Origin of the sequence: Streptomyces sp. 2A115 (assembly GCF_052245575.1) — a bacterium.
In the GTDB taxonomy this organism is placed as follows: Bacteria; Actinomycetota; Actinomycetes; order Streptomycetales; family Streptomycetaceae; genus Streptomyces.
On sequence record NZ_JBQQCG010000029.1, the window covers coordinates 42,869 to 68,355 of the forward strand.

At 71.5% G+C, this 25,487-nt stretch carries 18 protein-coding genes; 14 read left to right on the forward strand and 4 right to left on the reverse strand.

What is annotated here, in order from left to right; translation table 11 throughout:
• Nucleotides 1-9 precede the first annotated feature (9 nt).
• The 7 genes from ACTWQR_RS24800 (at nt 10) to ACTWQR_RS24830 (ending at nt 12,425) form a co-directional block, all read left to right on the forward strand.
• Entirely contained in the window at nt 10-345 is a 336-nt protein-coding gene (locus ACTWQR_RS24800) for a hypothetical protein (RefSeq protein WP_443229414.1), read from the forward strand.
• On the forward strand, nt 342-728 hold the full coding sequence (locus ACTWQR_RS24805) for a GPW/gp25 family protein (RefSeq protein WP_443229355.1): 387 nt from the start codon (nt 342-344) through the stop codon (nt 726-728). The genes ACTWQR_RS24800 and ACTWQR_RS24805 overlap by 4 nt, the downstream gene beginning before the upstream one ends.
• Before the next feature lie 17 nt (nt 729-745).
• Nucleotides 746-3,880, forward strand: a complete 3,135-nt coding sequence (locus ACTWQR_RS24810) for a putative baseplate assembly protein (protein ID WP_443229415.1) — start codon at nt 746-748, stop codon at nt 3,878-3,880.
• Entirely contained in the window at nt 3,877-7,686 is a 3,810-nt protein-coding gene (locus tag ACTWQR_RS24815; RefSeq protein ID WP_443229356.1) for a putative baseplate assembly protein, read from the forward strand. The genes ACTWQR_RS24810 and ACTWQR_RS24815 overlap by 4 nt, the downstream gene beginning before the upstream one ends.
• 64 nt (nt 7,687-7,750) lie before the next feature.
• Nucleotides 7,751-9,895, forward strand: a complete 2,145-nt coding sequence (locus ACTWQR_RS24820) for a hypothetical protein (protein WP_443229357.1) — start codon at nt 7,751-7,753, stop codon at nt 9,893-9,895.
• Between the two features lie 77 nt (nt 9,896-9,972).
• Nucleotides 9,973-11,526 (forward strand): DUF6519 domain-containing protein, encoded by a 1,554-nt coding sequence (locus ACTWQR_RS24825; protein ID WP_443229358.1) that lies wholly within the window; start codon nt 9,973-9,975, stop codon nt 11,524-11,526.
• Nucleotides 11,526-12,425 (forward strand): peptidoglycan-binding protein, encoded by a 900-nt coding sequence (locus ACTWQR_RS24830; RefSeq protein ID WP_443229359.1) that lies wholly within the window; start codon nt 11,526-11,528, stop codon nt 12,423-12,425. Before ACTWQR_RS24825 ends, ACTWQR_RS24830 begins: the two co-directional genes overlap by 1 nt.
• 70 nt (nt 12,426-12,495) lie before the next feature.
• On the opposite strand, the gene ACTWQR_RS24835 is transcribed toward ACTWQR_RS24830, so the two are convergent.
• Nucleotides 12,496-13,863 carry a M1 family metallopeptidase gene (locus ACTWQR_RS24835; protein WP_443229360.1) on the reverse strand — a complete coding sequence of 456 codons (1,368 nt, stop codon included), beginning with the start codon at nt 13,861-13,863 and terminating at the stop codon, nt 12,496-12,498.
• 83 nt (nt 13,864-13,946) lie between these two features.
• On the reverse strand, nt 13,947-17,870 hold the full coding sequence (locus ACTWQR_RS24840) for a Pls/PosA family non-ribosomal peptide synthetase (protein ID WP_443229361.1): 3,924 nt from the start codon (nt 17,868-17,870) through the stop codon (nt 13,947-13,949).
• 400 nt (nt 17,871-18,270) lie between these two features.
• Here ACTWQR_RS24840 and ACTWQR_RS24845 point away from each other — a divergent pair, with 400 nt between their 5' ends.
• On the forward strand, nt 18,271-19,752 hold the full coding sequence (locus ACTWQR_RS24845; RefSeq protein ID WP_443229362.1) for an FAD-dependent monooxygenase: 1,482 nt from the start codon (nt 18,271-18,273) through the stop codon (nt 19,750-19,752).
• 58 nt (nt 19,753-19,810) lie between these two features.
• On the opposite strand, the gene ACTWQR_RS24850 is transcribed toward ACTWQR_RS24845, so the two are convergent.
• Nucleotides 19,811-20,527 carry a ScbR family autoregulator-binding transcription factor gene (locus tag ACTWQR_RS24850; RefSeq protein WP_443229363.1) on the reverse strand — a complete coding sequence of 239 codons (717 nt, stop codon included), beginning with the start codon at nt 20,525-20,527 and terminating at the stop codon, nt 19,811-19,813.
• 160 nt (nt 20,528-20,687) lie between these two features.
• On the opposite strand from ACTWQR_RS24850, the gene ACTWQR_RS24855 reads away from it, so the two are divergent.
• The 5 genes from ACTWQR_RS24855 (at nt 20,688) to ACTWQR_RS24875 (ending at nt 24,375) form a co-directional block, all read left to right on the forward strand.
• Complete coding sequence (locus ACTWQR_RS24855) at nt 20,688-21,635, forward strand: ScbA/BarX family gamma-butyrolactone biosynthesis protein (RefSeq protein ID WP_443229364.1); 948 nt, start codon at nt 20,688-20,690, stop codon at nt 21,633-21,635.
• 12 nt (nt 21,636-21,647) lie between these two features.
• Nucleotides 21,648-22,520, forward strand: a complete 873-nt coding sequence (locus ACTWQR_RS24860; protein WP_443229365.1) for an NAD(P)H-binding protein — start codon at nt 21,648-21,650, stop codon at nt 22,518-22,520.
• A 233-nt stretch (nt 22,521-22,753) separates the two neighbouring features.
• Complete coding sequence (locus ACTWQR_RS24865) at nt 22,754-23,164, forward strand: VOC family protein (RefSeq protein ID WP_443229366.1); 411 nt, start codon at nt 22,754-22,756, stop codon at nt 23,162-23,164.
• Between the two features lie 253 nt (nt 23,165-23,417).
• The gene (locus ACTWQR_RS24870) at nt 23,418-23,882 is read left to right on the forward strand and encodes a helix-turn-helix transcriptional regulator (protein ID WP_443229367.1); all 465 of its coding nucleotides are present in this window, start codon (nt 23,418-23,420) and stop codon (nt 23,880-23,882) included.
• Nucleotides 23,883-23,919: 37 nt separating this feature from the next.
• Nucleotides 23,920-24,375: a pyridoxamine 5'-phosphate oxidase family protein gene (locus ACTWQR_RS24875; RefSeq protein ID WP_443229368.1), complete on the forward strand. Its 456-nt coding sequence runs from the start codon at nt 23,920-23,922 to the stop codon at nt 24,373-24,375.
• A gap of 130 nt (nt 24,376-24,505) precedes the next feature.
• On the opposite strand, the gene ACTWQR_RS24880 is transcribed toward ACTWQR_RS24875, so the two are convergent.
• Nucleotides 24,506-24,895, reverse strand: a complete 390-nt coding sequence (locus tag ACTWQR_RS24880) for a winged helix-turn-helix transcriptional regulator (protein ID WP_443229369.1) — start codon at nt 24,893-24,895, stop codon at nt 24,506-24,508.
• A gap of 142 nt (nt 24,896-25,037) precedes the next feature.
• Here ACTWQR_RS24880 and ACTWQR_RS24885 point away from each other — a divergent pair, with 142 nt between their 5' ends.
• Nucleotides 25,038-25,445, forward strand: a complete 408-nt coding sequence (locus ACTWQR_RS24885; protein WP_443229370.1) for a RidA family protein — start codon at nt 25,038-25,040, stop codon at nt 25,443-25,445.
• Nucleotides 25,446-25,487 lie beyond the last annotated feature (42 nt).

Sequence of the window (25,487 nt, forward strand, 5' to 3'; positions counted from 1 at the left end):
GTGTCCGGGATATCCGGGAATCTGCTCGGCGCCGGTGCCGTGATCAGCTGCCCGCACGGCGGCCGCGCCACCGCCGCCACCACAGCCGCCGGCACCGTGCTCATGGACGGCATGCCCGTCGCGACGGCCGCGCACGGTTACGTCGTCACCGGCTGCCGGCACACCGTCGACGGTGTGCCCGTGCCCTGCGTCTCCGTCCGCTGGACGGCGGACGGCACCGGCGTCACGGTCGGCGGCGCGTCCGTGCTGCTCGACACCTCCGCGGCCCAGTGCTTCACGGCGGCCTTCGTGCCGCAGGGACCGCCCGTCGTCCAGGCCGCGCAGCGAAAGGTGACCGTTCGATGAGCCGGCGTTCCCGCCCGCGTACCGACATCGCGTTCCCCTTCGGGGCCGACCGCCGTGGCCGCACCGCGCACGCCGACCGCGACGAGCATGTCCACGACCTGATCGAGCAGTTGCTGTTCACCAGCCCCGGAGAGCGCGTGATGCGCCCCGACTTCGGCTGCGGACTGCTCGACCTGGTGTTCGCCCCCAACAGTCCCGAACTCACCAGCACGCTCGAACTGTCCGTGCAGGCCTCCCTGCACCGCTGGCTCGGCGACCTCATCGACGTGGAGGCCCTGGACGTGGTCAGCGAGGACAACGCCGTCCGCGTGTACCTCTCGTACGCAGTCCGAGAGACCGGGACCCGGCGCGACGACGTCTTCGAAGGGAGGACCGCGGCATGACGAGCACAAGTACGACCATGAGTACGAGCACGACCACCTCCCGGCGGGCCAAGGTAAGAGCCGCCCAGCTCAACGGAGTTGACGCCGTAGAGGTCAGCGACGACGGGCTGACGCTCACCGTCACGTTCCTCGGCAAGGCCCCGCACGGCCTGTGCCCCGAGAACGTACGCATCGACGGCGGACGCCGTGTCACAGGCATCGAGGCCCTCGACGTGAGCGTCGAACGCGAGGAGGACCCCGAGCTCGACGACCGGCTGTACGTCACCCTCGACAAGGCCGGCGACACCTCCCGCTACCGGCTCTCCCTCGTGGAGACCGATCCGTACGGCCGCCCCGGCACGGAACCCTTCCGCGGCTTCGACCAGCGCTACCACAGCGCGGCCTTCTCCTTCCGGCCCGACCGCCCCACGCCCTTCGACTGCAAGGACGAGCTCCTCCCCACACGGGAGTTCCCCGAAGCGCCCGTCGTCGACTACACCGCCCGCGACTACGAGACCATCCGCAAGCTGCTCCTCGACCGGCTCGCGCTCACCACCCCCGACTGGGTCGAGCGCAACCCCGCCGACCTGGGCATGACCCTGGTCGAGCTGCTCGCCTACACCGGCGACCAGATCAGCTACCAGCAGGACGCGGTCGCCACGGAGGCGTACCTCGACACCGCGCGCCGCCGGGTCTCCGTACGCCGTCACGTCCGGCTCATCGACTACGCGATGCACGACGGCTGCAACGCCCGCGCCTACGTCACCGTGGAGACCGCCGGCGAGCACACGCTGCTCCCGGGCACGTACCGCTTCGCCTCCGTCGACGTGCGCAGGCTCGACCCGCACGACCGGCCGGAGCCCGGCACGGTCATCGGCGACGGGGACCTCGCCGAGCTCGGCGAGCGCGGCTCGGTCGAGGTCTTCGAACCGGTCGCCGCAGCCGATCCGTTGGAGCTGCGCGCCGCGCACAACGCGATCCGCCTGTGGACCTGGGGCGGCGAGGTGTGCTCCCTGTCCAAGGGGGCGACCGCCGCCACACTGCGCGACGAGTGGCGCGACGCGGAGACCTGCGAGGAGCGCCAACTGGATCTGAAGCCGGGCGACTTGCTCGTACTGGAGGAAGTGAAGGGACCGCGCACCGGCACCCCGGGCGACGCCGACCCGGCCCACCGGCAGGCCGTACGCCTGACCTCCGTCACCCCCGGCGTCGACCGCATCGAGGACCAGCCGGTCCTGGAGATCACCTGGGCCGCCGAGGACGCGCTGCGCTTCCCGTTCTGCCTCGCCACCAGTGGTGGACGGGACTGCGAGCCGGTTGAGGACGTGACGATCGCGCGCGGCAACGTCGTCCTCGTCGACCACGGCCGCTCGCTGAACTGGTGCGGCGACGGACTGCCGGAGACGGTGACCGTGCCACCCGTGCCCGCCGTCGTCGGCTCCTGCGACCCCCCGGCCTTCGGGTGCCGGGACCACGACGAGGGCAACGCGCCCGCCCGGCTCATCAACTCCCTTACGGACAAGACCGAGTGCGGCGACGCGCTCACCGCCGACGACATCCGTGAGTTGTTCGAGGTCGTCGGCCAGGACGCGACCGTACGTGCCGGCCTCGGCCTCGAACTCGCCGGGCAGCGGCAGGAACGCGTGGTGCCCGGCACGGCGTACGCGCAGGCCGCCGCCCTCAGGACCCTGCTCGCGCAGTCCGTCTACCCCGGCATCGCGCCCCGCTTCCGGCCGGTCCTCGGCCGATCACCCGTGGCGCAGGCCGTGCCGTTCCCCGAACCGCGGACCGTCGCCGCCGGCCAGGCGGATCGGATCGGCGCCATCCCCGGCCGGGTCAGGCAGCGCCTGGTCGAGCTGTGGCGAAGTGCCCGAGACCGGGACGGGCTCAACCAGGAGGAGATCGCCGAACTCACCGTGCTCTACGGCCTGAAGGTCCTGGAGCGGCTCGAACTCCACCACCATCCCGTCCGCGCTCTGCGTGAACTCCTCTACCGCAGCGACTCGTTGCTCGACGCGAAGCTGCGCCGTGTCGAGGTGCTCACGGCACGGGCCCGCGCGGGAACGGTCCTCGACGGACACATCGCCTGGGAGATCGCCCACAGTTGGGGCCCGGGCTACGCGGCCGGACTGCATCCGGACGAGTACGTGCTGCGCGGCCCGGCCTCGGCCGCGCTCCGGCACGACCCGCGACAGGCGCTGCCCGCCGTACGGCTCCACGACGGCGACGGCAACCTCACCTGGGAACCGCGCCGCGATCTGCTCGAAAGCACCTCCCGCGACCGGCACTTCGTCGGCGAACTGGCGGACGACGGGCGGCTCGCCCTGCGCTTCGGCGACGGCCGGCACGGCGCCAGGCCGACACCCGGTGCCCGGCTCGAACTCCGTTACCGCCTCGGCGGCGGCACCGCCGGCAACGTCGGCGCCGAAGCCATCAACCACCTGGTCATCTGCGGCGGCGACGAAGAGCCGCCGGTGGTGGGCGGCGTACGCAATCCGCTGCCCGCCGTAGGCGGCGTGGAGCCCGAACCGATCGAGCAGGTACGCCAGTTGGCGCCGCTCGACCTACGCCGCACCCGCCTTCGCGCCGTCACCGGCGAGGACTACGCGGCCCTCGCCTCCGCCCTGCCCGGGGTCCAGCGTGCGGCCGCCGAGATCCGCTGGACGGGAAGTGTCCAGGAGGCCCATATCGCCGTCGACGCGTACGGCAGCGGCGCCCCCTCGGACGTACTGCTCGCCGAGGTGGCCCAGTCCCTGGAGGCGTACCGGCGCATCGGCCACGACCTCGTGGTCGGCCCCGCCCGGCTGGTGCCGCTCGACATCGCCCTGACCGTGTGCGCCAAACCCGGCCACCAACACGGGCAGATCGTGGCCGAGTTGTACCGCGTGCTCGGCAGCGGCCGCCTCCCGGGCGGACGGCTCGGCTTCTTCCACCCGGACGCGCTGACCTTCGGCGAACCGGTCCGGCTCAGCCGACTGGTCGCCGTCGCGGCCGCGGTGCCGGGCGTCGAGAGCGTCCATGTCACCCGCCTGCGAAGGCTGTTCCACGAGGACCGAGGAGAGAGGGAGGACGGCGTGCTGCGGCTCGGCCCGCTGGAGATCGCCACCTGCGACAACGACCCCGACCGGCCGGAGAACGGCCGGCTGGCGATATCCCTCGGAGGTGCCCGATGAGCGACAGCGACGAGTGCACCTGCGGCGGCACGTGCGGCAGCGGCTCGTGCGGAGGCGGCCATGACGAGCGCCTCGCGCCCGCCGCGCTCCACAACCCGCCCGGCCGCACCGCCCTCGACTACCGCGTCGGCGAGTACGGCTCCTTCCTGGCCGCCCTGCGCGACCGGCTCGCCTCGCCCGCCTACCCGGCACTGCGCGGCCTCACCGTCCGGACGCCCGACGACCCGGCGATCGGCCTGCTCGACGCCACCGCCGTCCTCGGCGACCTGCTCACCTTCCACTCCGAGCGGATCGCCGACGAGGCCTATCTGCGCACGGCCAACGAGCACCGCTCGCTCGCGCTGCTCGGCCGGCTGGTCGGACACCGGCCGCGGCCCGGCGTCGCAGCCTCCACCCATCTCGCGTACAGCCTCGAACGCGATCCGCGTGCCGAGACCCTGCCCGTGGTGATCCCGCGCGGCGCGCGCAGCCACAGCGTGCCCGCGTCCGCCGACGAGGAGTCGCAGACCTTCGAGACCGGCCGGGACCTCACGGCGCGCTGGGACTGGAACGAGCTGAAGGTCCGCCGTCGCCGCCCCTCCCTCGTCACCCCGGAGGACCTGGAGCGCCGCTCCGAGCTCTTCGTCGAGGGGACCGCCAACTCCGTGCGGACCGGCGACCAGTTGCTCTTCGTCTTCGGTGAACAGGCGGGCGCGGACCGGAAGCTGCTGCCCGTCGCGAACACGCGGATCGACCGGGACGACGAGATCACCGCGATCAGTCTGCCCAAGTCGGCCCCGCCCACCTTCAAGGAACTCGTCGACGAGGTGCGGCGGTGGATCGCCGAACCCGAGGCCCCGGGCGAGCCCGGCGACGAGCCGCCCACCCCGGAGGTCCCCAACCCGCGCCCGGTCAGCCGCCTGATCGAGGACTTCGACGAGCAGGTCCTCGCCCCGCTGCGCACCGACCTGGACGACATCAAGACCCCGGAACGCCTCGCGGCCCGCCTCGCCGAGCCGGTCGAACGCCTCGGGGAGGCCCAGGTCCTCGCGACGCCGTACGAGGACGTGGCGGCGTGGTTCGAGCAGTTGGAGGCCGTACTGGCCGAACTCGCCGAGCGCGCACTGGAGTCGGCGCCTTCCCAGCCACTGCCACCCGCGGACGACCAGAGCCCGGCCGCAAGCAGGAGCACCGCGACCAAGAGCACCGCCGTCGGCCAGCGCGAAGCCGCCCTCCAGGCCCTGAGCTCCGTACTGCCCGCACTCCGCGGCAAGGCGCCGGCGCCGGCATCGGCCGCGGGCGCGCAGTCCGGGCGCCCCGGCGCGGACGCGGCCCGGCTGCTGTCGGTCCTGAACCCCGGCCTGAGCGGCCTCTATCCCGCCTGGCGGACGACCGCCGCCCCCGGCACCCCGCGGCTCCTGCGGGAACTCCTCGCGATGCGCGTCACCACGGCACCCTTCGGGGCCATGGCCCCGCTCAAGCCCGTCCAGGACGACAAGGGCCGGGTCATCCGCACCGCGGACTGGCCCCTCACCGGCGCCACGGCCGTCAGCATGCGCGTCGTGTACGACACGGCGGGCAAGGTCCCGGTGCGGGCGGAGTTCCAGTACGTCGAGGGCAGCAGCTCCGACCAGCGCGCGGAGAACCTGCCGGTCGCGCAGCCGGTCACCTTCGCCCTCGGTACCGGCGAGGTCAACCTGTCCACCCGCGCGGGCCAGGACCGTGAACTGAGCTGGCTCAACCGCCGCCCCACCGACTCCCAGGAGCCCGGCGTCACCGCGGTCCTCCGCGCGGGCCTGCCCGAGCGCACCCTGTTCGTGTCGCGCCCGGACGATGACGGCCTGATCCAGGTGGGCGTGCACAACGGCACCTCGGAGCAGATCGCCCTGCGGCCGGGCGCGAGGGAACAGTTCACACACGGCGAGTACGAGGTGAGCCTCACGTACACCGTGGGCAGCGCCGCGCCCAATGTGGAGATCGTCATCGCCTCGAAGCCCGAGCCCACCAACCGCCGCATGCTGCAACTGGACACCGTGCACGACGGCATCACGGTCGGCAGCTGGGTCGCGATCCAGCGCCCCACCAAGGGAGTTGAGGGCGGCGTCCCCGGCGACGCCAAGCTCGCATTCGTCACCACGAAGGTGGTGGCCGCGCGCACGGCCGCGTACACCAACTACGGCATCACCGGCCGCGGCACCGAACTCTTCCTGGCGGACCCCTGGTTGGACGAGTTCGACGTCCTGCTCTCCCACATCCGCGACACCACCGTGCACGCGGCGGGCGAGCCCCTGCGCCTGGCCGACGAGCCGCTCGGCGAGGACGTGCACGGCAACGAGATCGAACTCACCGCGCTGTACGACGGGTTGAGGCCCGGCCGCACCCTGATCGTCGGCGGCGAACGCGCCGACATCCCCGGCACGGCGGGCGTCGAGGCCACGGAAGTCGTCACCATCGCCGCCGCCGACCCGGCCGTGGACCCCCAACTGCCCGGCGACCACGTCCACACCAAGCTGACCCTGACCACGGACCTCGCGTACCGCTATCGCCGCGAGACGGTGAAGATCCTCGGCAACGTGGTCGAGGCGACGCACGGCGAGGGCCGGGACGAGCCGATCGGCAGCGGCGACTCGGACCGTACGAACCAGACGTTCGCGCTCTGGCAGTCACCGCTCACCTGGCTCGCCGACGACAATCCGCTGGGCGCCAAGCCCGCCCTGGAAGTGAGGGTCGACGGAGTGCTCTGGCACGAGGTCGACAGCCTCGCCGGGCGCGGCGCGCGCGAGCGCGCCTACATCACCGGCACCACCGCCGACGGCCGCACCACCGTGACCTTCGGCGACGGTATCCACGGCGCCCGCCTGCCCAGCGGCCACGAGAACATCCGTGCCCGCTACCGCTTCGGCACCGGCAAGGCCGCCAACGTCGCCGCGGGCCGCATCACCCAGGCCCTCACCCGGCCCCTCGGCGTCACCGCGGTCACCAATCCGCGTGCGGCCACGGGCGGCGCGGACGCGGACGGACCCGCACTGACGCGGCGTACGGTCCCGCTGGCCGTGTCGGCCCTCGACCGACTGGTGTCGGAGCCCGACTACGAGGACTTCGCCCGCTCCCGGGCCGGCATCGGCCGGGCCGCCGCGCGCGAACTCTTCGACGGACGACGGCGCGTGCTGCACGTGACGGTCGCGGGCACGGACGACGTCCCGATCGCCGAGGATGCGGACCTGCTGCGCGCTCTGCGCGGGGCACTCACCGAATACGGCGACGCGAACCTTCCGGTTCGCGTGGACGTACGCGAACTGGTCGCCCTACTGGTGGCCGCGAACGTGAAGGTGGCGCCCGACCACACCTGGGAGGTCGTCGAACCGCGCCTGCGCCAGGCCCTCATGCGCCGACTCGGCTTCGAGGGACGGGAGTTGGGCCAGCCCGCCCGCCTCTCGGAGATCCTGGCCACGGCGCACCAGGTACCCGGCGTCGACTACGTGGACGTCGACGTCTTCACCGGCGTACCCGCCTCCACGACCGCCGCCGAACTCACGAAGCTGCTCGCGAACCCAGGCCTGCCGAAGGCGTCGGTCCCGGCGCGTCAGGCGACGTACGACGAGAAGATCCACACCGTCCGCGCGAAGGACGGCGAGACGCTGTCGGCGATCTGCGCCCGCTACGGCGTCCCGCTCGCCGAACTCCTGCGACTGAACCCGGACATCACCGACACCCGCCGCCTGGCGAAGGGCCGGTCGGTGTTCGTCTTCCGCGGCATCCGCCCGGCCCAGCTCGCGCTGCTGTCGGCGAAGGCCGCGGACACCCTGATTCTGACGGAGGTCAAGTGATGGCCGCGATGTCTGTGATGTTCTCGGACATCCAGTTCAACCGGTTCGAGACGGAGAGTGCCTAATGTCCAGGGAACCGGACGGACTCGCCGAGCTGCTCCCGCAGTGGCACCGGCTGCGGGACGCCCAGGAGGGCGAACCGCTGCGCGCCCTGCTCGCCGTCATGGCCGAGCAGATCGACCTCGTGCGAGGCGGAGTCGAGCAGGGCTACGAGGACCTGTTCGTCGAGACGGCGGCCCCCTGGGTGCTGCCGTACCTCGGCGACCTCGTGGGCTACCGGACGCTGCCGGGCTACGAACGGGTCCTCACCACCGGTCCGCGCGGCCGCAGTTCGGCCGCGCTGACGGAAGCCGTCGCACCGCGCCGCGACGTGGCCGCCACCGTCGGCAACCGCCGCCGCAAGGGCACCCTCCACCTCCTCGAAGAACTCTCGGAGGGCGTGGCCCACTGGCCCGCACGGGCCGTCGAACTGTCCCGGCACGTCTCGCACCAGCAGCCCGTGAGGCTGTACGGGACCGGGGGCGGCGCCCATCGCGGGACGCGCGGCCGCCTCGCCGACCTCAGGGACGGCTCCGCGCTCGACCTGGCGGGCGGCCCCTTCGGGGAAGTGGCCCGCTCGGTCGACGTCCGCAGGGCCGACTCCCGCTACCGGCAAGGGGGTTGGACCCCAGCCGGCGTCGGACTCTTCGTGTGGCGGCTGAAGGCGTACTCGCTGACGTCCTCACCGGCGTACTGCATCGACCGGGCCCGCAACCTCTACACCTTCTCCATCCTCGGCAACGACACCCCGCTGGTCACCAAGCCGGTCCCGGAGCCCTCGACCACGCACATCGCGACGATCGACAACGTCCCGGCGTTCATCCGCCGCCACCAGCTCCACGACCGCCTCGCCGACTACTACGGCCCCGGCAAGAGCTTCGTCATCCGGCGCGACGGCGAGGACAAGCCCGTACCGCCCTCCGACATCGTGGTCGCCGACCTGTCGGACTGGCGCTACCGGCCGGGGCGCGGCCAGGTCGCGGTCGACCCGGAGCTCGGCCGGATCGCGTTCGGCTCGCGGTCCGCGCCCAGGCAGGGTGTGTGGGTCGACTACCACTACGGGTCCGGCGCCGACATGGGCGGCGGCGAGTACGTACGGGACCGTGAGCCCCGGCCGGACGCCTCCTTCTACCGGGTCGGCCCCGGCGAGACGTACCGGCAGATCATGGACGCGTACCGGGCCTGGCAGAACGACCGCCGGGCCGGCCGCTGCGGGCCCGAGGGCATCATCGAGATCACGCACAGCGGCGCCTACCAGGAGCAGCTGGACTTCGACCTCGACCCGGGCGACCGCCTCGAACTGCGGGCGGCCGAGGGCGCCCGGCCGGTGATCCGCCTGCTCGACTGGTACAGCAACCGCCCCGACGCCCTCAACGTCCGTGCCGTGTCGGAGGATTGCGCCCCCGGTGAGCGACCACGGATCGTGCTCGACGGACTGCTCGTCGCGGGCCGCGGCATCAACGTCACGGGCCAGATGGGCGCCGTCGTGGTCCGCCACTGCACGCTCGTGCCCGGCTGGTCCCTGGAGCCCGAGTGCGACCCGCACTCGCCCGAGGAGCCGAGCATCGTCCTGGACCGCACCACCGCGTGCCTCCAGGTCGAGCACAGCATCCTCGGCACGATCGAGGTCATCGGCGACGAGGTCTCCGAGGAGCCCCTCGACATCCACCTCCGCGACAGCATCCTGGACGCCACCGCCGACGACCGGGAGGCACTCTCCGCGCCCGACTGCCGGCACGCCCACGCCGTCCTGCACCTGCACCGGACGACCGTGATCGGCGAGATCCACACGCACGCCGTGAAGATCGCCGAGAACTCGGTCTTCACCGGACGGCTGCACGTGGCCCGGCGCGGCATCGGCTGCGTCCGCTTCTCGTACGTTCCCAGCGGGTCCCGTACGCCGCGCCGCTACCGCTGTCAGCCCGACCTGGCCGGTTCCGGGCAGGCCTCGCGCGTACGGCCGCTGTTCGCGTCGCAGCGCTACGGGACGCCCTGGTACGGGCTGTTGGCGGACCGGTGCGCCGAGGAGATCCGGCGCGGCGCGGAGGACGGGGCCGAACTGGGCGCCTTCCACGACCTGTACCGGCCGCAGCGCGAGGACAGCCTGCGGGCGCGGCTCGCGGAGTACACGCCCGCGGGGACGGACGCGGGGATCTTCTTCGTGACCTGAGCCGCCCCGGCCTCCCGAATCGCGCCGGCCGACGACTTTGTGAACCCGCACATTCCTGAACCTGGGGGACTCCCTTCATGCACGCAGACCTCTCCCGCTCCACGTTCCACCCGGAGCGGCACTACTCCGCGGTCATCGCCCAGCAGGGCCGCGTCCAGCTCGACGCGGACGCCAACGAGCAGACCGCCATCGAGCTCCACCGGGCCCGCACCCTCACCGCCGACCTGATCGGACCGCACGGCGGGCCGCGCGACGCCGCCGGCTTCCGGATCGAGTACGTCGGCGGCAAGCTCGACATCGACACCCTCCACATCCACGGCGGCCGCTACTACGTCGACGGCATCCTCTGTGACGCGGACCGCCCGGCGCCCGGCGTGCCCGTCCCGGACGAGGACGCCGACGAACAGGAATCCCCGCAACCGCCCGCCTACTGGACCTACTGGGACCAGCCGGACGCCTTCCGCGACCCGGAGAAGCCCGGCGACCGGCTGCCCTCGCCCGCCCAGGAGCCGTTCCTCGTCTACCTGAACGTGTGGGAGCGCTCGGTCACCGCGGCCGAGGACCCGGCGCTGCGCGAGGTCGCCCTCGGCACGGCGATGCCGGACACCGCCGCGCGCGCCAAGGTCGTCTGGCAGGTCCTGCCGCTGGCCCTGGGCGAGTTGGAGACCGAGGAGACCGACCCGTCCAAGGAAGTGGTCCGCGCGGCCTTCGCGCGCTGGGCGCAGAAGCAGGCGACCTACTCGGCCCGGCTCGCGGCCCGCGCCGAGCGGCCCGACCACGCGGACGAGGACCCGTGCCTGGTCAAGCCGGACGCCCGCTACCGGGGCCCGGAGAACCAGCTGTACCGGGTGGAGGTCCACGAGGGCGGCGAGGCGAAGGACGCCACGTTCAAGTGGTCCCGAGAGAACGGCTCCGTCGTCTTCCCGGTGGACGAACTCGACGGCACCTGGGTGCAGTTGGCGTCCCTAGGGCACGACCACAAGCTGGACCTGGACGTCGGCGACCGGGTGGAGCTCACCGACACCGCGTATGCCTCCCGCCTCGAACCCCTGCCGCTGCTCCGGGTCGAGGAACTGGACCTGCCGGGCCGCCGCGTACGCCTCTCCGCCGAACCGGAGCCCGGCGTCGGACGCCTGCCCCACCTGCACCCGTTCCTGCGCCGCTGGGACCACAACGAGGGCCCGAAGCGCCGCGGCCGCACCCCCGCCCTGCGGAACGGGGCGGTCCGGGTGGAGGAGGGGGAGTGGCTGCCCCTGGAGGACGGCGTCGAGGTCTACTTCGCCAAGGACGGCATGTACCGCACCGGCGACCACTGGATCGTGCCCGCCCGCACCGCCACCGGCAGCGTCGAGTGGCCGGTGGACCCGGCACGCAAGCCCCTGCTCCAGACCCCGGCCGGCATCGCCCGCCACTTCGCGCCCCTGGCCCTGGTGAAGGGGGAGGGCGGCACTATCGACCTGCGCCTCGCCTTCGGCCCCCTCGCGAGCAGCATTCCGGCGGCGGACGAGGCGACGCTCGCGGCGGAGGCACGGGCCCGCGAGGAGGAGGCCGCGGCGGAGGCGAGCCCGTCCCCGGGGAACAGGTCGCAGACCACGGCCGAAGCGGAGGCCGCGGCGGAAGGAGACAAGTGATGGCCAAGCCACTGACCGCGTCCAAGCTGGTGGAGATACTCCGGGCGGAGGGCCTGACGGTCCACGAGGTACGCAACTGGCGCCGCCACAATCGCAATTCGAAGGGCCCCTGGGGCCCGATGAACGGCGTGATGATCCACCACACCGTCACCTCCGGCACCAGCGCCTCCGTGGACATCTGCTACGACGGTTACTCGGGCCTGCCCGGACCCCTGTGCCACGGCGTCATCGACAAGAAGGGCCACGTCCACCTCGTGGGCAACGGCCGCGCCAACCACGCCGGCCTCGGCGACGGCGACGTCCTGCGCGCCGTGATCAACGAGACGAAGCTGCCGTCCGACAACGAGGCCGACACCGACGGCAACCGCCACTTCTACGGCTTCGAGTGCATCAACCTCGGCAACGGCAAGGACCCCTGGCCAGAGGCGCAGAAGGAGGCCATCGAGAAGGTCTCCGCCGCGATCTGCCGCGCCCACGGCTGGACCGAGCGCTCCGTCATCGGCCACAAGGAGTGGCAGCCGGGCAAGCAGGACCCGCGCGGCTTCACCATGGACGGCATGCGGGGGCGCATCCGCGAGCGGCTGGGCGGCAAGGGCGGGGGCGGCGGTGGGAAGGACCCCGACCCGAAGCCCGCGCCCAAGCCGTCGTACGAGCCGTTCCCGGGCGGAGGCTTCTTCCACATCGGCCAGAGGTCCCCGATCATCACAGCCATGGGCCGCCGCCTGGTCGCCGAGGGCTGCGGCCGCTACGAGGTGGGCCCGAGCCCCGAATGGTCCGAGGCCGACCGCAAGTCCTACGCGGCCTGGCAGGAAAAGCTCCGCTTCAAGGGCAAGGACGCGGACGGCATCCCGGGCAAGTTCAGCTGGGACAAGCTGAGGGTGCCCAGGAGCGCCCCCTAAGGGGCGCGGGGAACTGCGCGACCAGCCACATACGACCCGCAGCCGCCGTATCCCGACCCCAGCCGAGCTCTTAGGCGTTCCGGGGCGGATACGGCGGCCGAGCCGGAATCGCCGCACTGGGAGACGGCAGAGCGGGAAGCGCCGTCTCATGCAGCCAGGACGAGAACAGCTCGTCCAGCGGCTCGGCCGAGTAGCGGGCGACATGTGCGGCAAAGGCCGCCGAGGTCACCGCCCCACCCCGATGCAGAGCGGCCCAAGCCCGCAGCATCCGGAAGAACGCGTCATCGCCCAACACACACCGCACCGCGTGCAACACCAACCCACCCCGCTCATAAAGGCGGTCGTCGAACATCGACTTACGCCCCGGGTCGCCCAACCGGAGGTCCTGCGGCATCGAGGCCAGCTTCCGGTGCGCCACGCCCGCGAGCGCCTGCGCGCTGCGGCCGCCCGACCGCTCCGACCACAGCCACTCCGCGTACTTCGCGAACCCCTCGTTCAGCCAGATGTGCCGCCAGTCGGCGATGCTCACACTGTTGCCGAACCACTGGTGCGCCAGCTCGTGCGCGACCAGCCGCTCCGAACCCCGAGCCCCGTCCGCGTGGTTGGCGCCGAAGAGGGACAGCCCCTGCGCCTCCACCGGGACGTCCAGCTCCTCCTCGGTGACGACCACCGCGTACTCGCCGAACGGATACGGGCCGAAGAGCTCCTCGAACAGCTCCATCATCGCGGGCTGCCGAGCGAAGTCCCGGGAGAACTCCGTCAGCAGGTGCGCCGGAATGTGCCCCGCCTGCGGCACCCCGCCCAGGCCCGGGTCGCCCAGCAGCACCGTCTGGTACTTCCCGATGGACAGCCCGACCAGATAGCTGGACGTCGGCGCCGACTGCTCGTACACCCATGTGGTCGTGGACGCCTTCGTCGTACGGGTGAGCAGGCGCCCGCCCGCGACCACCGAGTACGCCGACGGTGTGGTGATCGAGATCTGGTACGAGGCCTTGTCCGCGGGGCGGTCGTTGCACGGGTACCAGGACGGCGCCCCGACCGGCTGGCTGGCCACCAGCGCCCCGTCCGTCAGCTCCTCCCAGCCGAGCCCGCCCCACGGACTGCGCACCGGCTTGGGGTTGCCCGACCAGTGCACCTCCACGGTGAACGCGGCCCCGGCGCGGATCGGCTTCGCCGGGCGGATCCGCAGTCTGCCGCCGCGGTGCGTGTAGTGCGGCGCCCGCCCGTCGACCCGGAGCCGGCCGACCCTGAAGTCGGCCAGGTTCAGCTGGAACTCGGCGAGTGGCGCACGGCCCGCGATCGCGTTGATCCGCGCGGTGCCGGACAGTCGGTTGGGACCCGGACGGTAGTCCAGGGCGAGTTCGTACCGATGCACCCGGTAGCGGGCATCGCCGTTCGCCGGGAAGTACGGGTCCGCTCCCGCTGTCTGCTGAACCACTGAAGTTTCTGCTCCCTGCGCTGTGCTCGTACGACGTGCCGGTGCACCGTCCCCGCGGTCCCCCGGCGCCGTACGAGCCGCGCCTAGGAACGCCATGCCTCGATCGGGTTGCCCAGCCAACGGGTGTCGTCGGGAACGGATTCCGCCGCCATGACGAGGGACGCGGGTCCCAGTGTGCTGCGCGCTCCGACGGTGCTGCCGGGCAGAACGATTCCGCCCGGGCCCAGCGTCGCGCCCTCACGGAGGACCACAGTATCCGTCCGCAAGATCCGGTCGTGGAAGAGGTGGGTCTGCAGGACACAGCCGCGGTTCACCGTCGCCGCGTCCTCCAGCGTCACCAGGTCCGTCTCGGGCAGCCAGTAGCTCTCCACCCACACGCCCTTGCCGATCCGGGCACCGAGGCCGCGCAGCCACAGGTTCATCACCGGAGTACCGGGCACGGAACCGGCCAGCCACGGCACGGCCACCACCTCGACGAACGTGTCGGCCAGCTCGTTGCGCCACACGAAGCCGCTCCACAACGGGTGCTCACCGGTCTTGTGCCGCCCCACGAGCAGCCACTTCGCCACGATCGAGAGCCCGCCCGCGACCGCGCCCACGGCCAGCAGCACGACTCCGGCCAGCAGGAACGACCACGCACCGAGCACGCTCAGCGCCGCCACCGTCAGCACGGCAAGCGCCGCAGAGCAGAAGACCGGAACGATCCGGCACAACTCCACGAGGCCGCGCGCCCACAGCAGCCGCGCCGGCGGGTCATAGGTACGGCTCTGATCGCCGTCGTTCGCCGACCGAGGCAGCCTGACCGGCGGCAGACCCAGGTACGAGCTGCCCTTCTTGGCCTTCTTGGGCGTCGCGGACAGCACCCCTACCAGGCCACCGTCCGGCACGGAACGGCCCGGCGCGGTCATCCCGGAGTTGCCGAGAAAGGCCCGGCGCCCGATCTCCGCGCGCCCGATCCGCATCCAGCCGCCCCCGAGCTCGTACGGCGCGGTCAGCGTGTCGTCGGCCAGGAACGCGCCCTCGCCGACCGTGGTCAGACTCGGCAGCGCGAGCACCGTCGACACCTCGGCACCCCGCCCGATCTTCATCCCCAGCAGCCGCAGCCACACCGGCGTGACCAGCCCGGCGTACAGCGGGAACAGCGTGTCCCGCGACCGGTCCATCAGCTGAGTGACCGTCCAGGCCTGCCAGCCGATCCTGCTGTGCGTCGGATGCGTGCCCGGCCGCAGACCGAGACTGAGCAGCCGCACGGAGACCAGCAGGATCAGCGCGTACACGAACCCGAAGGCCAGCGTGGCGGGCACCAGCGCGACCGCCGCACCCCGCATCGCCTCGCCGAGCCCGGCTTCCGGCGTGACGAAGACGCTCGCCACGAGCAGCGCGACAAGGCCCGCGACGAGCGGCAGCGCCGTCAGAGCGAAGCCGGTCGCGCCGTACATCAGGCCCCAGTACGTCCCCTTCTCCGGGCGCTCCTTGGGCCAGTCCCGCTTCGCCTTGCCCAGCTTGCCCGCGGGCGCACCGGCCCACCGCTGACCGGTGGGCACATGCCCCGCCACGGCCGAACCGGGGGCCACCTCGGCCCGCTTGCCCACACGGGCACCCGGGAAGAGCATGCTCCGGGTACCCACCACGGCGTGCGCGCCCACCTTGACCGGGCCGATCTCCAGCCGGTCGCCGTCCAGCCAGTGCCCCGACAGGTCCACCTCGGACTCGACGGCGGCACCCCGGCCGAGCTTGAGCATGCCGGTCACCGGCGGCAGCGAGTGCAGATCCACGTCCGGGCCGACCTTGGCGCCGAGCGCCCGCGCGTACCGCTCCAGCCAGGACCCGGTCAGCGAGGCCGCCCCGCTGAACTCGGCGAGCCGCTCGGCCGTCCACAGCCGCAGATGCACACTCCCGCCCCGCGCATACCGTCCGGGCCTCACGTCACGCAGCAACAGCCGCGCACCACCGGCGGCGATCGCGAGACGTCCCGGCGGACTGAAGAGCAGCCCGGCTCCGGCGGCCACGAGCCACCAGGAGGCGGTCGGCGCCCACGCATACGGCCCGAACCAGTGCAGTACGTTGCCGAGCGCGGCCAGCGCCACGGTCCAGCGCAGCCCGAGCAGCGTGAACAGCGGGACGAGTACGAGCAGTTGGACCACCTTGGCCCGCAGCGGAACCGGAGCGATCACCCGCTCCGCTCCATCGCCCTGCGCGGACTTCTCCAGATGCCGGGCCAGCTTGCGCAGCACGGGCTGCTGGTAGATGTCGAGCACCGCGGCGCTCGGGTAGCGGGTGCGCAGCTTCGTGGTGAGCTGAGCGGCGGCGAGACTGCCGCCGCCGATCGCGAAGAAGTCGTCCCGCGCGGAGCTCACCGGGATGCCGAGGACCTCGCTCCACTGCTCGGCGAGCCAGGCCTCGGTCCCGTACAACTGCTCGGCCCGACCGCTCGTCTCCAGCTCGGGCAGCGGCCAGGGCAGCGCGTTGCGGTCGACCTTGCCGGACGTGCGGGTCGGCAGGTCGTCGACGGGCGCCAGCAGCGGGACGAGGGCGGCGGGCAGTTCGGCGCGCAGCTTCTCGACGGCCGTGGCGTGGTCCCAGCCGTCCTGGGTGACGACATAGCCGACGAGCAGCTGATTGCCGCTGCGCGCGGTGCGTACGGCGGCCGCGGCGCCCGCGACACCCGGCAGGGCCTGCAGAGCGGCGTCCACCTCGCCCAGCTCGATCCGGCGCCCGCCGAGCTTGATCTGCTCGTCGGCCCGTCCGAGGAAGACAAGGCCCTCCGGCTCGGCCTTGACCAGGTCACCGCTGCGGTAGGCGCGCTCCCAGCCGAGGGACTCCAGCGGGGCGTACTTCTCGGCGTCCTTCTCGGGGTCGAGATAGCGGGCGAGTCCGACTCCGCCGATCACGAGCTGGCCGCTGCCGCCCATCGGCACGGGCTCCCCGGCCTCGTCGACCACGGCCAACTCCCAGCCGTTCAGCGGCAGCCCGATCCGGATCGGCTCCTCGCCGGTCATCAGCGAGGCACAGGCGACGACGGTGGCCTCGGTCGGGCCGTACGTGTTCCAGACCTCGCGGCCTTCTGTCACGAGCCGCTGCGTCAGCTCGGGCGGGCAGGCCTCGCCGCCGAAGATCAGCAGCCGGACCTCGTTGAGCGCTTCGGGCTCCCACAGGGCGGCCAGCGTCGGCACCGTGGAGACCACGCTGATCTCCTGCTCCACCAGCCACGGCCCGAGATCGGCACCGCTGCGCACCTGGGAGCGCGGCACGGGCACCAGACAGGCCCCGTAACGCCAGGCCAGCCACATCTCCTCGCAGGAGGCGTCGAAGGCCACGGAGAGACCGGCCATGACCCGGTCGCCGGGCCCGATCGGGTCCTCGGTGAGGAACAGCTCGGCCTCCGCGTCCACGAAGGCGGCGGCGCTGCGATGGCTCACGGCCACGCCCTTGGGCTTCCCGGTGGAGCCGGAGGTGAAGATGATCCACGCGTCGTGCTCGGTGCCGGGGCGCGCGGCGAGGGTGGCCGAGGCGCCCGCGACGGGGGTGGCCGGGGCGCCCGCGACGGGGGTGTCGGAGACGCCGGTGACGGTGATGTGGTGCTCGGCACCGATGACGGCGCGCACGTCCGCCTCGCCGAACACCAGCTCGGCCCGCTCGTCCGGGTCCTCGGCGTCCACGGGCACGTAGGCGGCGCCCACGGCGAGAACGGCCAGGATCGCCACGTACAGCTCGTTGGTCCCGGACGGGACGCGGACGCCGACGCGGTCCCCGAGGCCCACCCCGGCGGCGCTCAGCCGCTGCCGCAGGGTCTCGACGGCCACGGCCAGGGCGCGGTAGGTGAGGCAGCGGTGGCCGTCGTCCAGCGCGGGCTCGTCGGGGTACGCCCGGACGGAGGCGTCGAAGATGTCCACGAGCGTGCGCGGTGAGGCGGCGGACGCGGCGGAGAAACGCGCCCGGTCGCCGAATTCCGCGCGCACCTCGTCGTCGAACAGCGCAAGAGCGGGGCCTTGCTGGAGGGCTGCCATCGGGTCCTCAACGTGTCGTTCCCGGAGGGTCCGGGGCTGGTGGGCCCGCAGGTATGCCTGGGGATGTTCCGGTCCAGCACGCAACAAGCGTGAAATTTTAGTACGACGCTAGCCGCGGACCTGCGCGTATGCCCTGTGATGAGCCGCCGATAGGGTGCCGGAGACGCCCCCTTCGAAGCCCTGACGTCGAGGTATGTCGTCCTGACGAGATCTGCCCCACACATTCCCGTAACAAGGGGAACGGGGTCGTATTTCAGACGGATCTCGCGGATTTCGCCCGGGCGACGGATGGACCCAGGGCCCCGCGATGTCGTCGAAGCCCGGAATTCGGGCTGGGTGTCGATCGTTCGGGTACGGGACCTCCGGTGGGGTGCCATGGTCGTGAACGAGGGAGTGGGACATGCGTGGTGTGGCGGGTGCGCAGGTTGTGGTGGTGGGGGGCGGGCCTGTCGGCATGCTGCTGGCGGCCGAGTTGGGGGCCTACGGTGTGGACACCGTGGTGTGCGAGGCCAATTCGGCTGTGATGGACGTCCCGAAGGCCAACACGTTGCACGCGCGGACGGTCCAGTCGCTTGTGCGGCGCGGATACCTGGACAGGTCCGTGTTCCCGACGACGGATGCGGGAAGGCGACGCGCGTTCCACTTCGCCGGGATGCCCGGGCTGGAGATGACGGCTCCGGTGGGGGAGCCGAAGCCGTTGGTGAAGTGCTCTCAGGCCGACTTGGAGCGAGACTTCGAGACTCGCGCGCGGGAGCGGGGGGTGCGGGTGCTGCGGGGCCACCACGTGGTGGGCGTGCGGGAGTACCCGGACGGTGTGGTGGCGATGGTGGAAGGGCCTGACGGGGCGACCGAGTTGAGAGCCGATCACCTGGTCGGGGCCGATGGTCCGCGAGGTGTGGTGCGGGAACAGGCCGGGGTGGGCTCGGAGACGTTTCCGGCGACGGTGGCGGCCCTGATGGGGCTGGTGCGGCTCGAGGTCCCGGAGGCGGTGCCACCGGGCTGGTGGATGACGCGCCGTGGCTGGATCGTCTCCCGGGAGACGGGGGAGGGCCAGCGTTTGGTGCGCACGGTCGACTCCGCGGGGGATCCCCCCGACCGGCGCGCGGAGGTCACGCTGGAGGACCTGGCCGCCGAGGTGTCACGGATCGCGGGCTATGAGGTCGGCCTGTCCGAGGGGCGCCATCTGACGCGCTTCAGCGACTTCACACGGCTGGCGAGCACATTCCGCAAGGGCCGGGTCTTCCTGGTCGGGGACGCGGCGCACCTCCATTTCCCCATCGGCGGGCAGGGGTTGAGCACCGGGCTGCTGGACGCGCTGAATCTGGGCTGGAAACTCGCCCTCGCGGCGTGGGGGAGCGCGGGCAAGGACCTGCTGGACACCTATGACCTGGAGCGCCGACCGGCCGCTCAGCGAGTGGTGGACAACACCCGGGCCCAGGTGGCTCTGATGCGTCCTGACGCGGACGTCGACCCGCTGCGGGCGCTGATGGGGGACATGCTGGAGGATCCCGCGCACCAACGGTTCATGGCGGGCCTGATCAGCGCGCAGGACACGCGGTACGTCTCCCGTTCGGCGGGCGGTTCCGAGTGGGAGGGGCGGTTCTTGAACAACGTGCCGCTGGCGACGCCGACGGGCCCGACGGACGTCATCGGCCTGCTGCGCGTCGGCCGCCCGTTGCTGCTGCTCGCCGGCGAGACGGCCGCCCGGCACGAGGCAGCGGCCTCCGGCTGGGCCCACGTCCTGCAGACGGTACGTGTGTCGGAGGAATCGGCACTGCCCTGCGCGGCCCTGCTCGTGCGCCCCGACGGCTACGTGGCCTGGGCGGCGGACGGTGACGACATGCCGGAGGCGCTGCGAACGTGGTTCGGCGAGCCGCGGTGAGGGGCCACGGGACCGCGGTGCGGGGGAGGAGCGACGGGGGCCGAGGCGTCGGGAGATGTCAGCCGTGCGACAACAGGGCGTGCTCCGTACCGTGCTCCATGTCCGGCTCGGCGTCGGCTTCCATGGCGGACTCGGTGGCGGACTCGGAGATCTCGGCGAACACCCGTGCCCCGCGGTCCTCGGCGAGATCCAGCGAGGCAAGTACCGACGGGAGCACGATGCTGGGCAGCAGATGCCGCATGAGGGCGGCCACCCGTAGGGCCAAGTCCTCGTAGTCGCTGGCGACTTCGGACATCGACTGCACGCCGGCGAAGCTGCCCACGATGACTCCGGCGGTCTCGACGGTGTCGACGTGCGGCAGCAGCTCACCCTGGGTTCTGGCGGCGTCGAGAAGGCCCTGGATGACCTTGACCCAGCGGGTGAACGGGCCGCTGCGATCCAGGCCGTGCGCCTGCTGGTTCATGGACAGCCGCACACCTGCCCGGACCATGGGACTGGTCTGCAACTGATGGCCGTGCAGCGCCACCACGTCGATGAGCTCCTGCATCTCGCAGGCGCGCTGAGGCACCGTCAGCCTCTGGTTCTGCTCGGTCAGCACGCCGTGCGCCAGGTCTTCCTTGGACTCGAAGTGGAAGTACAGCGCCCCCTTGGTCACCCCCGCCACCTTGAGGATCTCGGTGATCGTGGCGGCCTGGTAGCCGTACTCCTCGAAGACCTTCGCCGCTGCCTCCAGGATGATGCGACGCGTCCGGATTGCCCGGGCCTGCTTGGCCACGCGGCTCCTCCATAACTCGTTGGGTTTCGCCAACATCAGGAGCCCCTCAGGCCCCTCGCAAAGAAACCATCAAGTCTGTATTTTTTACGTTCAACAGTGGACACTTTACAGCTGGCCACTACATGGACATCCGGTACATGGACATCACTGTGGGGGACTCATGACCCAGACATCCTTGGCTTCTGGCTTAGCACATCCCTGGGCGCCCGATGCCGGAGCCGCGACCCTCGGACTGGTCCACCGGGTCAGAGCCAGCGACGCCTTTCCCGTCAGCTGGATACGGACCGGGCAGGACCGGTTCTCGGTCGCCGTCCGCCTGCCCCACGACCACCCTTTCTACGCCCCTGTGCGCGGGGGGCACGACCCCGTGCTGATCGCTGAGACGCTGCGACAGGCGGTCGCTCTGGTATCGCACGCGGCCTACGAAGTGCCGCTGGACCACGCCTTCTCGCTGACCTCGATGAAGTACGTCTGCGTCCCGGAGCGGTTGGGCGTGGGCGACTGGCCGGTCGCGGTCGACATCGACGTGCACTGCACCGAGGTGGTCCGCCGTCGCGGGAACCTCGCCCAGCTGGAGGTCGAGCTGGCGATCCGGCACGTCGGGCAGGTGGTGGCCACAGGCGCGATATCCGTCCGGATCGTCACGGCCGCGGTCTACCGAAGGCTGCGCGGAGGGCGTACCGAACCGGTCTCCTCCCCGCTTCCCCTCGCGCCGCCCGTACCGGCGGGCCTCGTGGGCCGAGAGCGAACCGACGACGTCCTGTTGGCCGCCACGGGGCACCGGCGGACATGGGAACTGCGGGCGGACACCAGCCACCCCACGCTGTTCCAGGGCCCCAAGGACCACGTACCGGGCATGCTGCTGCTCGAAGCGGCCCGGCAGGCCGCCCACGCCGTGACCCGGTCGGCGTCCTTCGTCCCGTACGAGGCCGAGGTCGTCTTCGGCGGCTACGTGGAGTTCGGCGTCCCGTGCCGGCTCGAGGCGCACCCTCTGCCCGAGCTGTCCGAGGCCGGCCCGGCCGTCCGGGTGACCGGCCTTCAGGAGGGCCGGGCGGTGTTCCACGCCGACCTGCGGGACCGCACCGCCGCACTCGGCTCCGGCAGCTGACGGCGGCACGCGATGACGATCCTGCTGACCGGGGCGTCCGGCACGGTGGGCCGGGAAGTAGCGGCCCGCCTCGACCAGAAGCTGCCGGTGCGGATTCTGGCCAGAAACCCCCAACGCGTCATCGGAGCCGGCCCACGCGCCGAGCTCGTCGTCGGCGACTACGCCGATCCGGCGTCCCTGGAACGTGCGATGCGCGGCGTACACACCGCCTTCGTGGTCACCAACGATGTCGGAGGAAGCGACGACGCCCGCCTGGTGCGGGCGGCTCACATCGCCGGGGTACGGCGCCTGGTGAAGCTGTCCGCCGCCGCTGTCGAGGATCCGCAGGCGGACGACCTCATCACGCGCTGGCAGCGCGACAGCGAAGACCTCATCCGTTCCTCCGGCCTGACCTGGACGTTCCTGCGGCCCCGCTCGTTCATGTCCAACACCCTGGCCTGGGCGTCATCGATCCGTTCCGAGGGCGTGGTGCGCGCCCTGTACGGCACCTCCGCCAACGCCTGCGTGGACCCGCGCGACATCGCCGAGGTCGCGGTGCGCGCCCTGACCGAGGACGGCCACGAGGGCCGGGCGTACACCCTGACCGGTCCCGAGCCGCTCACCGCCGTCGAGCAGACCGCGGAGCTGTCCCGTGCACTGGGCATACCGCTGACCTTCGCGGAACTGACGCCAGGCCAACAGCGCGACCAACTCCTCGCCCGCTACCCGGAGCCGCTGGCCAGAGCGCTGGTGCAGAGCGCGGAACGTCAGCGCGCCGGCGCCAAGGCCCGCCCGACGCCCACGGTCGAGGACCTGACGGGCCGCCCGGCCAGCCCGTTCGCCACCTGGGCCAGAGATCACGCGTCGGCCTTCACACCGGGAAGGGAACGGCTGCCGGAGGCGTGAGCCGAGGGGAGTGCGCGGTCCCTTCCCGTTCACTCCCCGCAACGAGCGTGACGGAACGTAACTCTCCGCTCGAAATGCCAAACCAAGTTGCCGGTTTTCAACGCCGCCCTCGGGGCCGCAGACCACGAGAGGTGCGGCTGTCGTGGGGGTGCGACCGCACGTGGCGAGACAGGTGGCCGGATCGATCAGGAATCGAGAAGCGCGGGTCGCGGGCCGCACCTAGCCTGACAGCCATGGACATCACCATTCACACGACCTTCCTCCCGCACGACGACCCGGACGCGTCCCTGGCCTTCTACCGCGACGCCCTCGGCTTCGAGGTCCGCAGCGACGTCGGACAGGGCAAGATGCGCTGGATCACGGTCGGCCCCGTCGGTCAGCCCGGCACGTCCATCCTCCTGGCGCCGCCGGCCGCCGACCCCGGGATCACCGAGGACGAGCGCCGCACCATCGCCGAGATGATGGCGAAGGGCACCTACGGCTGGATCCTGCTGGCCACCCGGGATCTCGACGGCACTTTCGAGAAGGTGCAGGCCGGCGACGTCGAGGTCGTCCAGGAGCCGACCGAGCAGCCGTACGGCATCCGCGACTGCGCCTTCCGCGATCCCGCGGGCAACCTGATCCGCATCCAGGAGCTTCGCTGAGCCGTCAGGTCATCGATGCGGCCATGACGGACGGCGTCGCGACCACCCCGCTTAGAGTGCGACGGCCGGCGTTTCAAGGCTGCAGTCCTGCCGACGTCGAGCAGTTGCTCGACCTGCTCGACCGGCCTGATCTGCTCGACCGGCCCTGCCGGTTCGTCGATTCCGGCAAGTCGGCCATCGCCATCGAGCACCTCGCTGCCTGCCTCGGCTTGCAACCCAGGTGCTCGCGGACATCGATGAAGGGACTTCGCTCATGTGTCACCCCTCGTGGGGGCGCGCACGCACCGGGGCGCAGCGACTGACAGACCTCGCGCGGCTGCGCCGTGTCCGCGACCGGATCGACCGGGAGTACGCGCAGCCGCTGGACGTGGAGGCGCTCGCCCGCGGTGTGAACATGTCGGCCGGGCACCTCAGCCGCCAGTTCCGGCTGGCCTACGGCGAGTCGCCGTACTCGTACCTGATGACGCGGCGCATCGAACGCGCGATGGCGCTGCTGCGCCGGGGCGACCTCAACGTCACCGAGGTCTGCTTCGCGGTCGGCTGCTCGTCGCTGGGCACCTTCAGCACCCGCTTCACCGAGCTGGTCGGTATGCCGCCCAGCGCCTACCGGCGCCAGGCGGCGCGCGCGACGGCGGGGATGCCGTCCTGCGTGGCGAAACAGGTGACCAGACCGGTCAGGAATCGAGAAGCGCCGGTCGCCGAGCCGCAACTGGCGTGATGGCCATGGCATCCATCGAAATGCGACTGGAGGAAGCATGACGGGCGCGCCGCCGCGTGGACTTGAGGAGAGGCTGCGGGACACTCGCGCGAAACTGGAGAGCGAGGTCGATCTCTGGCTCGCGACGTCGGGACCCCCGGACGGCGTTCACCTCATCCCGCTCTCGTATCTCTGGGACGGGACCGCGTTCCTCATCTCGACGCCGCGCGCCTCGGTCACCGGCCGCAACCTGCTGGCGGACGGCCGGGTGCGACTCAGCCTCGGGCCGACCCGCGATGTCGTGGTCGTCGACGGCATCGCCGAACCGGTGGACATCGCCGGCCTCGCCCCCAGGACGGGCGACGCGTTCGCGACCAAGACCGGTTTCGACCCGCGCGGGCTCGACGAGCCCTACCAGTACTTCCTGATCCGGCCGCGGCGCGTCCAGGCCTGGCGTGAGGCGAACGAGCTGCGGGGGCGCGATCTCATGCGCGACGGCCGCTGGCTCGGCTGACCGCGGCTCCGGAACACACGTTCCCGCTGTGTACCACCGGCCTGGTCCAGGCCGGACCTGAGCAGCGGTTCGACGCAGCTCCACACCTGCGAGCACGGTAGCGACGGATTCGCGTGCTGGTGCTGGTGCTCTACGCGTCAGGCGTCGCGAAGCGGCGGCGGGCGGCCTCGATGTGACCGAGGTACTGGTGAGTCCAGCCGCACATTCCATCGACCGTCGCTCGCAGGCCTTGGCCCGGCTCGGTGAGGGTGTATTCGACCCGGGGCGGGACGGTGGGGTACACGCTGCGCTCCACCAGGCCGTTGTGCTCCAGCATGCGCAGGTTCTGGGTGAGCATCTTGTGGCTGATGCCCTCGATCTCGTTCCGCAACTCACTGAAGCGCAGGGTGCGTTCACCGAGGGCCTCGATGATCAGGAACGCCCACTTGTTGGCGACGTCGGAGAAGATCTCCCGCGCCAAAGAGTCCGCGCGCCTCAGGTCCGCATCCTCGGGTGAATTGCTGAACTGCTTGGTAACCATAAGGTTCCCCAGTCACTGAAAAGTGCGTTCTTCCATGTCAGCGACCACTCTCTTACGGTTCCTGAGTAACCACAAGAGAGCGCGAGTGTCTTGGTCGGTTGGACGCGAGCCCACAGGCGCTCATGACAAGGAGGCAGACAGCATGGCCATCACCCTGGTGAACCCCGACGGATTGCCGAAGATCGATGTCTACCGGCAGGTGTCGATCGCGACCGGGTCGAAGCTGGTCTTCATCGCCGGGCAGGTCGCCTGGGACGCCGAGGGAGTCACGATCGGCGAAGGCGACCTCGCCGCCCAGGTCGAGCAGTCCTACCTCAACATCGGCACCGCCCTCGCCGAGGTGGGTGGCTCCTTCGACAACGTGGCGAAACTGACCTTCTACGTCGTCGACTGGACCCCCGACAAGATGCCACTGCTCCTGGAGGGCATCTCCCGGGCCGCTGCGAAGCTGGGGGTCACTCCGGTTGCGCCGGCCACGCTGATAGGCGTTGCGGCACTGGACGTCCCCGACCATCTGGTCGAGATCGAAGCCACCGCGATCCTCGACTGAGCAGCGGCGCTTCGCCCGATGAGCACCGAAGTGGCCAACTGC